At 64.6% G+C, this 13712-nt stretch carries 13 protein-coding genes; 5 read left to right on the plus strand and 8 right to left on the minus strand.

Annotated elements, in window-relative coordinates:
- Positions 1-16: 16 nt before the first annotated feature.
- Positions 17-1009 carry an outer membrane protein assembly factor BamD gene (locus tag B2U07_RS19980; RefSeq protein ID WP_197857397.1) on the minus strand — a complete coding sequence of 331 codons (993 nt, stop codon included), beginning with the start codon at positions 1007-1009 and terminating at the stop codon, positions 17-19.
- 138 nt (positions 1010-1147) lie between these two features.
- Between B2U07_RS19980 and rluD the strand changes: the two genes are divergently transcribed.
- The 4 genes from rluD to B2U07_RS20000 all read left to right on the plus strand — a co-directional run bounded on the left by rluD (position 1148) and on the right by B2U07_RS20000 (position 4715).
- Complete coding sequence (gene rluD / locus B2U07_RS19985) at positions 1148-2122, plus strand: 23S rRNA pseudouridine(1911/1915/1917) synthase RluD (RefSeq protein ID WP_275547081.1); 975 nt, start codon at positions 1148-1150, stop codon at positions 2120-2122.
- Complete coding sequence (gene pgeF / locus B2U07_RS19990; RefSeq protein WP_296277605.1) at positions 2119-2850, plus strand: peptidoglycan editing factor PgeF; 732 nt, start codon at positions 2119-2121, stop codon at positions 2848-2850. Before rluD ends, pgeF begins: the two co-directional genes overlap by 4 nt.
- Before the next feature lie 138 nt (positions 2851-2988).
- Positions 2989-3579, plus strand: coding sequence for a TetR/AcrR family transcriptional regulator (locus B2U07_RS19995; RefSeq protein WP_296277606.1), 591 nt, complete (start codon positions 2989-2991; stop codon positions 3577-3579).
- Positions 3580-3605: 26 nt separating this feature from the next.
- The gene (locus B2U07_RS20000; protein WP_296277607.1) at positions 3606-4715 is read left to right on the plus strand and encodes an NADH:flavin oxidoreductase; all 1110 of its coding nucleotides are present in this window, start codon (positions 3606-3608) and stop codon (positions 4713-4715) included.
- A 514-nt stretch (positions 4716-5229) separates the two neighbouring features.
- On the opposite strand, the gene B2U07_RS20005 is transcribed toward B2U07_RS20000, so the two are convergent.
- Together B2U07_RS20005 and cysZ are read right to left on the minus strand one after the other, a co-directional pair.
- Positions 5230-6435 carry a glycosyltransferase family 4 protein gene (locus B2U07_RS20005; RefSeq protein ID WP_296277608.1) on the minus strand — a complete coding sequence of 402 codons (1206 nt, stop codon included), beginning with the start codon at positions 6433-6435 and terminating at the stop codon, positions 5230-5232.
- A gap of 69 nt (positions 6436-6504) precedes the next feature.
- Positions 6505-7236, minus strand: a complete 732-nt coding sequence (gene cysZ / locus B2U07_RS20010; RefSeq protein WP_296277609.1) for a sulfate transporter CysZ — start codon at positions 7234-7236, stop codon at positions 6505-6507.
- Positions 7237-7503: 267 nt separating this feature from the next.
- Between cysZ and trxB the strand changes: the two genes are divergently transcribed.
- Positions 7504-8451: a thioredoxin-disulfide reductase gene (gene trxB, locus B2U07_RS20015; protein WP_296277610.1), complete on the plus strand. Its 948-nt coding sequence runs from the start codon at positions 7504-7506 to the stop codon at positions 8449-8451.
- Positions 8452-8658: 207 nt separating this feature from the next.
- Here the strand turns inward: trxB and B2U07_RS20020 are convergent, their stop codons facing one another.
- The 5 genes from B2U07_RS20020 to B2U07_RS20040 all read right to left on the minus strand — a co-directional run bounded on the left by B2U07_RS20020 (position 8659) and on the right by B2U07_RS20040 (position 13613).
- The gene (locus B2U07_RS20020) at positions 8659-9828 is read right to left on the minus strand and encodes an AAA family ATPase (RefSeq protein WP_296277611.1); all 1170 of its coding nucleotides are present in this window, start codon (positions 9826-9828) and stop codon (positions 8659-8661) included.
- A gap of 24 nt (positions 9829-9852) precedes the next feature.
- Positions 9853-10221, minus strand: a complete 369-nt coding sequence (locus tag B2U07_RS20025; RefSeq protein ID WP_197857384.1) for a hypothetical protein — start codon at positions 10219-10221, stop codon at positions 9853-9855.
- On the minus strand, positions 10218-11048 hold the full coding sequence (locus B2U07_RS20030; RefSeq protein WP_296277612.1) for an SDR family oxidoreductase: 831 nt from the start codon (positions 11046-11048) through the stop codon (positions 10218-10220). The genes B2U07_RS20025 and B2U07_RS20030 overlap by 4 nt, the downstream gene beginning before the upstream one ends.
- A 316-nt stretch (positions 11049-11364) precedes the next feature.
- Positions 11365-11829 (minus strand): multidrug transporter, encoded by a 465-nt coding sequence (locus tag B2U07_RS20035; RefSeq protein ID WP_296277613.1) that lies wholly within the window; start codon positions 11827-11829, stop codon positions 11365-11367.
- Between the two features lie 347 nt (positions 11830-12176).
- Positions 12177-13613, minus strand: coding sequence for a mannose-1-phosphate guanylyltransferase/mannose-6-phosphate isomerase (locus tag B2U07_RS20040; RefSeq protein ID WP_197857381.1), 1437 nt, complete (start codon positions 13611-13613; stop codon positions 12177-12179).
- Positions 13614-13712: the final 99 nt, after the last annotated feature.

The following is a 13712-nucleotide window of genomic DNA, read 5'->3' on the forward strand; positions in this document are numbered from 1 at the left end:
ATCAATAACGCTGCGATCAGTCGAACAGACCGAAGGTCAGGTAGCTCCAGATCGAACGCTTTTTCGCGGTTTCGCCGGTCTTGGCGTCCTGCTGCAGTTCGGCCGGGATCTGTTGCTCGGCGTCTTCGTACTGGCGGATCACGTCCTGGCTGGCGCGGGTTTCGCCTGGCGGCAGCGGCGTGTCGGTTTCGATCAGGCCCAGGGTGGCCTTTGCCAGCCACGAACGGTTGTCGGCTTCTTCTTCACGCGGGACGAATTCGCCGCTTTCCAGCGACGGGTGGTCAGGGTAGTTGAGCTTGAGGGTTTCCAGGCTGGTGGCAGCCAGGTCGTCCATGGACAGGCGCTGGTAGGCCTCGGTCATGATCGCCAGGCCGTCACCGACCGCCGGGGTTTCCTGGAAGTTTTCCACCACGTAGCGGCCGCGATTGGCAGCGGCGACATAGGCCTGGCGGGTCAGGTAGTAGTGGCCGACGTGTACTTCGTAGGCGGCCAGCAGGTTGCGCAGGTAGATCATGCGCTGCTTGGCGTCCGGGGCGTAGCGGCTGGTCGGGTAGCGGCTGGTGAGCTGGGCGAACTCGTTGTAGGAATCGCGCGCGGCGCCCGGGTCACGCTTGGTCATGTCCAGCGGCAGGAAGCGCGCCAGCAGGCCGCGGTCCTGGTCGAACGAGGCCAGGCCCTTGAGGTAGTAGGCGTAGTCGACGTTGGCGTGCTGCGGGTGCAGGCGGATGAAACGCTCGGCCGAGGATTTGGCAGCCTCCGGCTCGGCGTTCTTGTAGTAGGCGTAGATCAGCTCCAGCTGCGCCTGCTCGGCATAACGACCGAACGGGTAGCGCGATTCCAGCGCCTTGAGCTTGGAAATGGCCTGGGTGTAGCTGCGGTTGTCCAGGTCGGCCTGGGCCTGCTGGTACAGCTCCACCTCGCTGAGGTTTTCATCGACCTCCGGCTGCTTGGAAGAGCAGGCGGCGGTAAGGGCGAGGATGGCGATCAGCAGCAGGTGTTTCACTTGCATGGCGGCTTGCGTCCCTGTGACGGCCGCGCGGCCGTCCTGTTATGATGAGCGCCCCCGGAAAACCCTGGGGCAAAGACGCCGTATTTAACCACAAGCCTGTCGCCGAAACCAAAGGCCAGGCTCCCGCCGTTGCCGAACATGACTTCTATAGACAAACAGCTTATTCAACTTCAAGCCGTCGTCCCCTTCGAACAGGGCGGTCAACGCCTCGACCAGGTGGCTGCGCAGCTGTTTGGCGAGTACTCCCGTTCGCGTCTTTCCACCTGGATCAAGGAAGGTCGGCTGACCGTCGATGGCGCCGTGGCACGTCCGCGCGACACCGTGCACGCCGGCTCGACCCTGGCGCTGGACGCCGAGCAGGAAGCGCAGGGCGAGTGGGTGGCGCAGGACATCGAGCTGAATATCGTCTATGAAGACGAACACCTGCTGGTGATCGACAAGCCGGCAGGTCTGGTGGTGCATCCGGCGGCCGGGCATGCCGACGGCACCCTGCTCAATGCCCTGCTGCATCATGTGCCGGACATCGTCAACGTGCCGCGTGCCGGCATCGTCCACCGTCTGGACAAGGACACCACCGGCCTGATGGTTGTGGCCAAGACCCTGCAGGCGCAGACCAACCTGGTCGAGCAGCTGCAGAAACGCAGCGTCAGCCGCATCTATGAATGCATCTGCATCGGCGTGATCACCGCCGGCGGCACCATCGATGCGCCGATCGGCCGCAGTTCCAGTCAGCGCCAGCGTATGGCGGTGACCGATGGCGGCAAGCCGGCGATCAGTCATTACCGCGTGCTTGAGCGCTACCGCTCGCACACCCATGTACGGGTCAAGCTGGAAACCGGACGTACCCACCAGATTCGCGTACATATGAGCCACGTTGGTTATCCGCTGGTGGGCGATCCGGTCTACGCCGGGCGCTTCCGCATTCCGCCTGCTGCCAGCCAGAGCCTGGTACAGAGCCTCAAGGAGTTTCCGCGCCAGGCCCTGCATGCACGCTTTCTCGAACTGGACCACCCGGCCACCGGCAAGCGTATGAAATGGGAGTCGGCGCTGCCGGATGATCTGGTCTGGCTGCTGACCCTGTTGCGTCAGGATCGCGAGGCTTTCGTTGGGTGAACGCGCACGACTGGTTGACGCCCGACTGGCCGGCCCCGGCCAACGTGCGTGCCTGCGTGACCACGCGTAGCGGCGGTGTCAGCGTCGCGCCGTTCGATACCTTCAACCTCGGCGATCATGTCGAGGACGATCCGGCTGCGGTGGCGAGCAACCGTGCCCATCTGGTCGATGTGCTCGGTTGCCAGCCAGCCTGGCTGCGCCAGGTGCACGGCATCGTCGTGGCGCCAGCCGATCCTGCCGTGGTCATCGAAGCCGACGGCAACTGGACCGACAAACCCCGCATCGCCTGCACGGCAATGACCGCGGATTGCCTGCCGGCATTGTTCTGCGACCGCGCCGGTACTCGCGTGGCGGCGGCCCATGCCGGCTGGCGCGGGCTGGCCGGTGGTGTGCTGGAGGCGACCGTCAAGGCACTGGACGTTGCACCGCAGGAGCTGCTGGTCTGGCTCGGCCCGGCTATCGGGCCGGCTGCATTCGAGGTGGGCGCCGAGGTGCGTGAGGCCTTCGTGAGGCAGCATGCCGAGGCTGGCGGTGCATTCGTGCCCAGCGTCAATGCCGGCAAGTTCATGGCCGATATCTACCAGCTGGCACGCATTCGCCTGGCTGCCATCGGTGTGTCCGCCGTCAGCGGTGGTGGGCTGTGTACCTACAACGACCCGCGTTTCTACTCCTATCGCCGCAGCGCTCGTACCGGGCGTTTCGCTTCGCTGATCTGGCTGCAGCCCTGATAGTTGAGGCGGACTTGTGCGCGAGGTTAAAAAACTCGCGGACAAGTCCGCTCCCACATTACTTAGCTGTTCTAGGTGTTAATCACCAATATCAATAGTGCTATGCCGAGCGAGACGACCGGTCATATGCTCGACGCCATGAACAGCATTCGACTCGACAAGCGCGACCTGATCCTGAGCAAAGGCTCGGCGGTGATGACCCGGCGCGGTTATCACGGTACCGGCGTGCTGGAAATCGTCCAGGCGGCCGGGATTCCCAAGGGCAGCTTCTATCACTATTTCGCCAGCAAAGAAGACTTTGCCCTGCAGGCACTGACCTTCATCTACGGGCCGCGCCTGGCGCGCTATGCCCAGGCGCTGAATGATCTGGCGCTGAGCCCGCGTGCACGCATCCTCGCTTACTACCGCGACCTGCTGGCGCACTTCGCCCGGCAGGAGACGCCGCAGTACCACTGTTTCATCGGCAGTCTGAGTTTCGAGATGAGCGAGATGCTGCCGGCGATCGGCGCCGAGGTCGCGGCTATCCAGCAGGCTTCGGTGGACATCCTGCGTGACTGCCTGGAGCAGGCGCAGACCGCCGGTGAACTGCCGGCCGACGAGGACTGCGAGAATCTCGCCACCTTTATCAGCGACGCCTGGCAGGGTGTGCTCAGCCGCCTCAAGGTCGGCCGCAACCTGCAGCCGCTGGAAGCTTTCGTCACACGCCTGGAGCGTTTGCTGCAGGCCTGATTACCCTTCAACCCAGAGGAAAGATGATGAGCGCTCCCGTTCAAGCCCTGTTCGCCCCGTTCCGCCTCGGTAACCTTGAGCTGCCGACCCGTGTGGTCATGGCGCCGATGACCCGCTCCTTCTCGCCCGGTGGCGTGCCCAATGCCAAGGTTGTCGAGTACTACCGTCGCCGCGCTGCCGCAGGCGTGGGCCTGATCGTCACCGAGGGCACCACGGTTGGCCACAAGGCGGCCAATGGCTATCCGAACGTGCCGCGTTTTTACGGCGAGGACGCCCTGGCCGGCTGGAAGCAGGTGGTCGATGCCGTGCATGCCGAAGGCGGCAAGATTGTCCCGCAGCTCTGGCACGTGGGTAACGTGCGGCGTCTGGGCACTGAGCCGGATGCCAGCGTGCCCGGCTATGGCCCGATGGAGAAGGTCAAGGACGACAAGGTGGTGGTGCATGGCATGACCCAGGCCGATATCGACGAGGTGATCGCCGCTTTCGCCCAGGCCGCGTGCGACGCCAAGGCCATCGGCATGGACGGTGTGGAGATCCACGGCGCCCACGGTTATCTGATCGACCAGTTTTTCTGGGAGGGCAGCAACCAGCGCACTGACCAGTACGGTGGCGATCTGGCGGCGCGTTCGCGTTTCGCCATCGAGCTGATCCAGGCCGTGCGCGCGGCGGTCGGCCCGGACTTCCCGATCATCCTGCGTTATTCGCAGTGGAAGCAGCAGGACTACACCGCGCGCCTGGTGCAGACCCCGGAGCAACTGGAAGCCTTCCTCAAGCCGCTGTCCGATGCCGGTGTGGACATTTTCCACTGCTCGACCCGCCGCTTTTGGGAGCCTGAGTTCGAAGGCAGCGACCTCAACCTGGCCGGCTGGACGCGCAAGCTCACCGGCAAGCCGACCATCACCGTCGGTAGCGTCGGCCTGGATGGCGAGTTCCTGCAATTCATGGTCAAGACCGACAAGGTGGCCGAGCCTGCCAGCATCGAGAACCTGCTCGAGCGCCTGAACAAGGAAGAGTTCGACCTGGTCGCCGTGGGCCGCGCGCTGCTGGTCGACCCGGACTGGGCACTGAAGGTACGCGAAGGCCGCGAGCAGGACATCCTGCCGTTCAGCCGCGAGGCGCTGACGTCACTGGTCTGAGTTCGTTTCTGCCGGGCGTCGCGAGTCGACGCCCCGTTTTCAGCCCCGGCACATCGGGGCTTTTTTATGATTTTTCGCGGACAAGTCCGCTCCCACGAAGCCTGTTCCCAGACATGTCAGGTCTGTGGGGGCACTGTGGGAGCGGTCTTGACCGCAAATGCTTTCTGCTTTGCAACGCGAAGGTGGATTCAGTCGATACGCTCAGATTCAGGGCTTGCTGCGTTTTCGCGGACAAGTCCGCTCCCACGAAAGCCTGTTCCCAGAGGTGTCAGGTCTGTCGGGTACGCTGTGGGAGCGGTCTTGACCGCGAATGCTTTCTGCTTTGCAACGCGAAGGTGGATTCAGTCGATACGCTTAGATTCAGGGCTTGCTGCATTTTCGCGGACAAGTCCGCTCCCACGAAGGCCTGTTCCCAGAGATGTCAGGTCTGTAGGGGGCGCAGTGGGAGCGGTCTTGACCGCGAATGCTTTTCTGCTTTGCAACGCGCGGGTGGATTCAGTCGATACGCTCAGGGTCAGGGCTTGCTGCGCACTGCTGCTGCATCGACCATCCCGGCCGGCCTTGCACGTTGCGGCGCGGGCTGGATCACGCTGTGCAGATGCTGCTCGAACTGCTCCACGATGCCGTCCCAGCTGAGGTGGCCGGCGTGGCGGCGGGCATTGAGGCGGATGTGCCGCAGCACTTCTGCATCTTCCAGCAGGCCACAGGCCGCTTCGCAGAAACCGACTTCGTCGCCTGGGCGGGCGAGCATGCCATTGTGTCCATGGTGGATATGCTGGGCAGCTGCCGCCTGATCGTAGGCCACCACGCCGAGGCTCGAGGCCAGGGCTTCGAGCACCACATTGCCGAAGGTTTCCGAGAGGCTGGGAAACAGGAACAGGTCGCCTGACGCATAGTGTGTGGCCAGCGTCTCACCACGTTGCAGTCCGCAGAACAGTGCGTCCGGCAACTGCGTCTGGAGGCTGGCGCGCTGCGGCCCGTCGCCGACCAGAATCAGGCGCATGCGCCGTTGCGGGTGCGCCTGCTGCAAGGCGTGAAAGGCCTTGACCAGCAGGCCGAGGTTCTTCTCCGCTGCCAGGCGGCCGACATGCAGCACCGCCAGGTCATCCGGCGCCAGGCCCCAGCTAGCGCGCAGTTCGTCGCTGCGCCTGCGTGGGTGGAATAGCTGGCTGTCGACGCCGCGCGCGAGCAGGGCCAGGCGTTCGAAATCACGGCGCTCGAGGTCAACCTGCTGGCCGATGCTCGGCACCAGGGTCAGCTGCGTGCGGTTGTGGAACCAGCGCAGGTAGTTGGTCATCGCCCGCGTCAGCAGGCCGAAGCCGTAGTGCCCGGTGTACTGCTGGAAGTTGGTGTGAAAGCCGCTGACCACCGGAATTGCCAGGCGCCTGGCGGCGCGCAGGGCAGAGAAGCCCAGAGGACCTTCGGTGGCGATATAGAGCACGTCGGGGCGTTGCCGCTGCCAGCGCCTGAGCAGCTTGTGCAGCGACGACTGGCCCCATTGCAGGCCAGGATAACCGGGCAGCGGCCAGCCACGGGTCAGCAGCAGGTCAGCATCGGCCGCAGATTGCTGATCGGTGTCCTGGCGCGGCCGTATCAGTTGCACGCGATGGCCGCGATTGCGCAGACCGTCGACCAGGCGGCCGAGGGTATTGGCCACGCCATTGATTTCAGGGGGGAAGGTTTCGCTGATCAGGGCGACATGCAGAGACTGTGCGTTCATGTACGCAGTCTCCGCCTGTGCGATGTAACAACTGTGACGGTTGGATTGCGATTTTGTGATGGGGCGCGGCTAGCCGCGCTCGCGTACCCAGAACAGCGTCGCACCGGCCACGGCGGCCGGCATCATCAGGATATTCAACCCCGGTACCAGCAGCGCGGCGTAAGTGATGCCACCGAAGCTCAGGCTCTGCCAGCGCTTCTCGCGAAGCCAGGCAAGCATGTCCTGCCAGCTCATCTTGTTGTTGTCGGCGGGATAGTCGATGTACTGCACGGCCATCATCCACACGCCGAACAGCAACCACAGCGGTGCAGCGACCAGGTTCACCACGGGGATGAAACTGAGGATCAGCAGGCCGATGGCGCGCGGCAGGAAGTAGGCCAGCTTGCGCATCTCGCGGCCCATGGTGCGTGGCACCATCGCCGCCAGTTCGCCCCAGCTGAACGGCGGGAAGTGATCCTCGCCGCGCGCCACCACCTCGACCTTTTCCGCGAGAAAACCGTTGAACGGCGCGGCGATGATGTTGGCCAGCAGGGTGAAGGTGAAGAACACCATCAGCAGCACCAGCACCACGAACAGTGGCCAGAGGATGTACTGCAGAAAGCTCAGCCAGCTCGGCAGGGTCGGCATGAAGGTGTCGACCCAGCCGCTGAACTGCTGCACGGCGAAGCCGATCATGGTGGCGAACAGAATCAGATTGACCGTCAGCGGCAGGAGCACGAACAGGCGCAGGCCGGGGCTAAGGACCAGCTTCAGGCCTTCGCGCAGGTATTGCGGGCCGGAGAGGACGGGGGCGGCGGGCATGAAGGTCTCCTGAGTGGTGGATGCGCGCGACCATACCGACTTCGCGGGCGCGGCGAAAGTTCAGCGGCCGGGTGAGCTGCGATTCTGACGGCAATAGGCGGATTCTATCCGTCAAATTGGTAATGGATATTTCCGCTTCCCGGGCGGCCTGGATAGCCTTGCACGCAGTTCCTGTTTCGTGGGGCTCTCACCCTTCAAGCCTTCCCCTAGTGCTTCGAGAGTCCCTTTTTATCTGGCCTGCCGGCCCTGGCCGGCGAGGAGTTAGCGATGTCTGTCGTTCGTCACGCCCGCGTCATCATCCTGGGTTCCGGCCCCGCCGGTTACAGCGCTGCGGTCTATGCCGCGCGGGCCAACCTGAAGCCGCTGCTGATCACCGGCATCCAGGCGGGCGGTCAGCTGACCACCACCACCGAGGTGGACAACTGGCCGGGCGACCCGCATGGGCTGACCGGGCCGGCGCTGATGCAGCGCATGCAGGAGCATGCCGAGCGTTTCGAGACCGAGATCGTCTTCGACCACATCAATGCCGTCGATCTGGCCGGCAAGCCCTTCACTCTGGTCGGTGACAGTGGCACCTACAGCTGCGATGCGCTGATCATCGCCACCGGCGCCAGTGCACGGTATCTGGGGCTGCCCAGCGAGGAGACGTTCATGGGCCGTGGCGTTTCGGCGTGTGCGACCTGCGATGGTTTCTTCTATCGTGGCCGCGAGGTGGCGGTGGTCGGCGGCGGCAATACTGCGGTGGAGGAGGCGCTGTATCTGGCCAATATCGCCAGCAAGGTCACGCTGATCCATCGGCGCAACGCCTTTCGCGCCGAGAAGATCCTGCAGAACAAGCTGCAGCAGCGCGTTGCCGAGGGCAGGATCGAGTTGCAGCTCGAAGCCGAGGTCGACGAAGTGCTGGGCGATGCCAGCGGCGTCACCGGCGTGCGCCTGAAGCAGTACGGCGGCGCTTATCGCGAACTGAAGATGGACGGCCTGTTCGTCGCCATCGGCCATACGCCCAATACCAGCCTGTTCGAAGGCCAGCTGGCACTGAAGGATGGCTACCTGGTGGTCAATGGCGGGCGCGAGGGCAATGCCACCGCAACCAGCATCCCCGGCGTATTCGCTGCTGGCGATGTGGCCGACTCGATCTATCGCCAGGCGATCACCTCGGCCGGTGCCGGCTGCATGGCGGCGCTGGATGTCGAGCGCTATCTAGAAGGGCTCTGAGTCCGATTGCGGCTGTAGGAGCGGCTGGGCGGCATTCCGCTTCAGCCGCGAAAGCGCTGATAAACGTCCCCGGATTTCATCCGGGCGACGTGGCAGTTGGGGGGGCGTGGGAAGGAGTTTCCCAGCATCAATCGAACTCCCGCACCTATACGGCCGTAGCCGCGACTGCTAAAGCTCGCCGCTAAAGCGCCTCCCACTATCGTTGATTCAATCCGGCCAATGCCAGGCCGGCTCGTCCAGCATGCCTTGGCCACGAATGCAGGTCTGGCCGAGCTGCTTGTCCAGCTCCAGGGTGTTGCATTCGGGGCTTTCCTTGAGCGTGGCGATCAATCGGCTGGCGTGGGACACGACCCACACCTGAGTATTCCGAGAGGCGGCGATGATCAGGCGACCGAGTGCAGGCAGCAGGTCCGGGTGCAGGCTGGTTTCCGGTTCGTTGAGCACCATCAATGACGGTGGTCGCGGCGTGAGCAGGGCGGCCACCAGCAGCAGGTAGCGCAACGTGCCGTCGGACAGCTCGGCGGCGCTCAGGGGGCGCAACAGCCCCTGCTGATGCAGCTCGACGACGAAGCGTCCGCCCAACTGGAAGTCGATATGCAGGCGACTGCCGGGAAAGGCGTCTTCGATGGCGGCATCCAGCGCGGCGCGGTCGCCGATTTCGCGGATGGTCTGCAGCGCGGCGGCGAGATCGCGGCCGTCGTGGTGCAGCACCGGTGTGCGCGTGCCGAGCTGCGGCTGGCGTGCCGGGGCATCGGCATCGCTGCGAAAGTGATCGTAGAAGCGCCAGCGGCGGATGGTTTCACGCAGCTGGAACACCTCCGGGCAGTTCGGATCGTTGCCGATCTGGTCGAACAGGCTGTCGTAGTTCGGCACGTGCTGGGCCAGGACCTGCCAGTCGCGCCCCTCACGCAGCCTGACCATGGGCCCGGCGCGATCCACCAGCAGCGAGGCCGGGCGATAGCTGGCGCCGGCCCAGATGCACTCGCGCTTGATTTCCGGATCGAGGGCGAAGGCCGAAGGGTTGAGCCGGGGCGGCAGTGGCAAGCCCAGCGAAATGGCGTAGCCGAAGTCCTCTCCGCAGAAGCCAAGGCGCAGCCGCACGCTTTCCTGACGCGGCCCGCCCTCTACCGGCACCTCGCCGTTGCGCATGCGCCGGGAAATTTTCTCCGGCCCGGCCCAGAAACTCGACTCCAGCCCACCTTCGCGGGCCAGTGCGTTGACCACGCCGCCCTGGGCGGTTTCCGCCAGCAGACGCAGGGCGCGGTAGAGATTGGATTTGCCGCTGCCGTTGGCCCCGGTGATCAGGTTGAGCCGGCCCAGCGGCAGGATCAGGCTGTTGATCGAGCGGTAATTGGCGACGGCGAGGGTATGCAGCACGGCGAAGTCATCCTGACGAGAAGATCAGCGGCCATGGCGTGGCGAAAAGGCCAGCCAGGCCAGCACGGGGTAGCACAGGTAATGCAGGCTGAATAGAAACAGGCCCATGGGGCTGGGCGTGTCCTGCAGGTACATCATGCCCAGTAAACCCAGATAGAGCAGCCCAAGTACGCCGCCATAGAGCAGGGTGAAGCGCCAGCGTTCGGCGTTGCTCGGCGCGCGCCCGCTTCGCCAGTGAAATACCAGCGCCAGGCCGGCTGCGATGGCCGCGGCGATCAGCAGGGTGGTGAACACGCCGCCCAGACGCACGAAGGTACGCAGCAGCAGGTTCAGCACGATGGCCGCGACGACCCCGGCAGCCGCGTAGTAGCGCAGGTGCAGGCCCTGGTTCATAGGTTTTGCACCAGGCCAAAGCGTTTGCGCAGCACGCGTTCGAGCAGCGCCTTGGGCAGCAGGGTGGCGAGCAGCGGCAGGGCGCGGCTGCCATTGCCCAGGCGTAGCAGGCGCGGGCGTTTGTCGCGCTGTACGGCGGCCAGCAGTTGCGCGGCGAAGTCGCTGGCTGGCGTCGGGTTGTCCTGCGAGGCGTTGGCGCGAGCGCGGATGCCTTCACGCAGCGGCCACCAGGGCGAGTCCTGGCGGATCAGCGACTCGGCCTGCTGGCTGGCGCTGGCGCCGAAACTGGAGGCGATGGCGCCGGGCTGCACTTCCATCACCTCGATGGAGAACGGCGCCAGCTCCATGCGCAGGGCATCGCTCAGGGCGTGCACTGCGGCCTTGGAGGCGCAATAGGCACCGGCGAAAGGCGTGACCAGCAGCGCCGACACGCTGCCGATATTGACCACCAGGCCGCGGCTGCGGCGCAGCAGCGGAAAGAATGCGCGGGTGACACCGACGATGGAAAAGACATTGGTTTCGAACTGCTTGCGCATGGCCTCCACGCCCCCGTCGAGCAGCGGCCCCATGGCGCCGTAGCCGGCGTTGTTGATCAGCACGTCGAGGCCGCCGATCTCGCTCTCCAGACGCTCGGCCAGGCGCTGCGCCGCATCGGCGTCGTTGACGTCGAGCGCCACGGCGTGAAAACCGGCCTCGGCCAGCGCTGCGAGGTCGCCGTCCTTGCGCGCGGTGGCCCATACGGCGTAGCCGGCGGCCTTGAATACATCGGCCAGGGCGCGGCCGATGCCGCTGGAACAGCCAGTGATCAGAACGCTGGGTTGGGGCATTGCGGGGTTCCCTGAGCGGCGAATGGGTTTGCAGCTTAGCAGGCTGGGCTTGAGGTGACTGGCGGACTATTCGCCTGGGCTCCTGAGTCGCCCTACGCGCTTAATGCCGTAGCCCGGATGCAATCCGGGAACAGTTACAGGCAACTTCCCCGGATTGCATCCGGGCTACGAAGCTGAGTCCGCCCTACGCACTGGCCGGCGTACGCGCTTTGGTAGCCCGGATGAAATCCGGGAATCGTCATAAGCAACGCCCCGGACTGCATCCGGGCTACGATGTCGAGTCCGTCGCAGGCTTCGCTCGCGAGGCTCCAACGAGTTAACGGATGAACTTGCCCTGCAGGCGCTCGGCGCGAAACTCCAGCGTAGCCGGGCGATAGCCGCTGCGTAGGTCAGGCAGCGGCATGCAGTCGCTCCAGCTGGCGCCGGGCAGCAGCTCGCCCGGGCCACTGTAGCGCGGCGATTCATATAGGCGCTGGGCCAGGTTGGTGGCATTGCCGGGGCGGTAGGCGGCGACTTCCCAGCGCAGTTCCAGCAGGGCGGCATCGCTGCCGTTCTTCAGGTCGATGGCCAGCGGGCGGTCGCCTGGGCAGCGCTGCGGGTCGTAGCTCAGGCGCAGTTCGAGATGGGCGAGGTAGCGCTCGTCCTGGCTTTCCTGCCAGATCACCCAGGTGGCCACCAAGCCCAGACCGACCAGCGCGGCCATGGACACCGGCAAAGCCTTTGTCGGGTAGCGGATCAGCAGGATCAACCAGGTGATGACGAGTACGACACCGAACAGCATGAGGGCAGCCCTTTGCAAAGTCTGCGCTCATCCTACACAAGGTGCTTGGTCAGGGTAACCGCGTGGGCTGTCGCAGGGTGTGACAGCTTCCTTCGCCTGGCGGGAAGGGCGGCGGGGAAAACAGAGCCTTCAATGCCGTGGGCGTATTCTGCCCTCTCCCCAACCCCTCTCCCATAAATGGGAGAGGGGAGCTCACTGCGTATGCCCCGGATGAGCTTGCGCTTGAGCAGGTCGTCAGGCGCTCTGAGAGCTTCGCGGACAAGTCCGCTCCCACTACCTGAGTGCTGTCAGCCACCTGTGTAGGCCCTTGCACCCGTGGGAGCGGACTTGTCCGCGAACGAGAGTGGCTAGCTCGCGGCGCGCACGGTCACGGCATCGCTGCGACCATAGACGTCTTCCAGGCGCTCGATATCGTCCTCGCCCAGGTAGGTGCCGGACTGCACTTCGATAATTTCCAGCGGGATCTTGCCCGGGTTGGAGAGGCGGTGCACCGAGGTCATCGGGATGTAGGTCGACTGATTTTCGGTGAGCAGGAACTCCTGGTCGTCGCAGGTCACCTTGGCGGTGCCGGATACGACGATCCAGTGCTCGGCACGGTGGTGGTGCATCTGCAAGGAGAGCTGCGCGCCGGGCTTGACGGTGATGTGCTTGACCTGGAAACGGCCGCCCATGTCCACCGAGTCGTACGAACCCCACGGGCGGTAGACCTCGCAGTGGTTCTGGGTCTCGCAGCGGCCCTGCTCGTCGAGCTTGCCGACCAGTTTCTTGACGTCCTGCACGCGGTCCTTGTGCGCCACCATCATGGCGTCCTTGGTTTCCACGACGACGATGTCGTCCAGGCCGAGTACCGAGACCAGCTTGCCGTTACCGTGGATCAGGCAGTTGCGGCTGTCCTCGACCACCACGTCGCCCTTGGTGACGTTGCCGGCCTCGTCCTTGTCGTGCACTTCCCAGATCGAAGACCAGCTGCCGACATCGTTCCAGCCGGCGGCCAGCGGTACCACGCAGGCGCGGCTGGTCTTTTCCATCACCGCGTAGTCGATGGAGTTGTCCGGGCAGCAGGCGAAGGTGGCCGGGTCGATGACGATCTGCGTGCCCTCGCGCTGGCTGCGTTCCAGCGCCAGCAGGCAGGTGTCGTAGATATCCACGTCGTGATGCTTGAGCTCTTCGAGGAAGCGGCTGGCGCGGAACAGGAACATGCCGCTGTTCCAGTAGTAGTCGCCGCTCTTCACGTACTCGGTGGCACGTTTGGCATCGGGTTTCTCGACGAAATTGGCAACGCGTGCCACGCCATCGGGCAGGGTGCCGTCGGCCTGGCCACGGATGTAGCCGTAGCCGGTTTCCGGGCGATTGGCCGGTACGCCGAACAGCACCATCTCGCCTTTTTCCGCGGCCACGGTGGCCAGCGCCAGGGCCTGGCGGAAGGCCTGCTGATCGTCCAGCACGTGGTCGGCCGGCAGCACCAGCATCAGCTCGTCACGGCCCTCGGCGATCAGCTGCAGGGCGGCCATGGCCACGGCCGGTGCGGTGTTGCGGCCGAAGGGTTCGAGCAGCAGCATCTGCGCCTGTTGGTCGATCTGCTCCAGCTGTTCGAGCACGATGAAACGGTGCTCCTGGTTGGACACCAGCACCGGCGGCTGCATGCCCTCGATGGAAAGGCGTTGCAGGGTCTGCTGGAACAGCGTCCGCTCACCGGTCAGGGCGAGAAACTGCTTGGGATACAGCTTGCGCGAAAGAGGCCAGAGTCGCGAGCCGCTGCCACCGGAAAGGATGATGGGGGTCATGGTTGTGTCTCTCCTGAACGATTGATCAAGTGGTTTGCCCGTGTCGTGTCGGTGCGACGTGTACCCGCCGTTTTCCTTGTTCTAGAAAATCCATTCACT

The organism is Pseudomonas sp. UBA7530 (assembly GCF_002479365.1).
In the GTDB taxonomy this organism is placed as follows: Bacteria; Pseudomonadota; Gammaproteobacteria; order Pseudomonadales; family Pseudomonadaceae; genus Aquipseudomonas.

Bases quoted from the DNA above. Each gene is read 5' to 3' on its own strand.
- B2U07_RS20030 (WP_296277612.1), bottom strand. From the start codon at position 11,048: ATGCCCCAACCCAGCGTTCTGATCACTGGCTGTTCCAGCGGCATCGGC.
- B2U07_RS20005 (WP_296277608.1), bottom strand. From the start codon at position 6,435: ATGAACGCACAGTCTCTGCATGTCGCCCTGATCAGCGAAACCTTCCCC.
- B2U07_RS20035 (WP_296277613.1), bottom strand. From the start codon at position 11,829: ATGCTGTTCGGTGTCGTACTCGTCATCACCTGGTTGATCCTGCTGATC.
- B2U07_RS20025 (WP_197857384.1), bottom strand. From the start codon at position 10,221: ATGAACCAGGGCCTGCACCTGCGCTACTACGCGGCTGCCGGGGTCGTC.
- B2U07_RS19995 (WP_296277606.1), top strand. From the start codon at position 2,989: ATGAACAGCATTCGACTCGACAAGCGCGACCTGATCCTGAGCAAAGGC.
- B2U07_RS20040 (WP_197857381.1), bottom strand. From the start codon at position 13,613: ATGACCCCCATCATCCTTTCCGGTGGCAGCGGCTCGCGACTCTGGCCT.
- trxB (WP_296277610.1), top strand. From the start codon at position 7,504: ATGTCTGTCGTTCGTCACGCCCGCGTCATCATCCTGGGTTCCGGCCCC.
- rluD (WP_275547081.1), top strand. From the start codon at position 1,148: ATGACTTCTATAGACAAACAGCTTATTCAACTTCAAGCCGTCGTCCCC.
- cysZ (WP_296277609.1), bottom strand. From the start codon at position 7,236: ATGCCCGCCGCCCCCGTCCTCTCCGGCCCGCAATACCTGCGCGAAGGC.
- B2U07_RS19980 (WP_197857397.1), bottom strand. From the start codon at position 1,009: ATGCAAGTGAAACACCTGCTGCTGATCGCCATCCTCGCCCTTACCGCC.
- B2U07_RS20000 (WP_296277607.1), top strand. From the start codon at position 3,606: ATGAGCGCTCCCGTTCAAGCCCTGTTCGCCCCGTTCCGCCTCGGTAAC.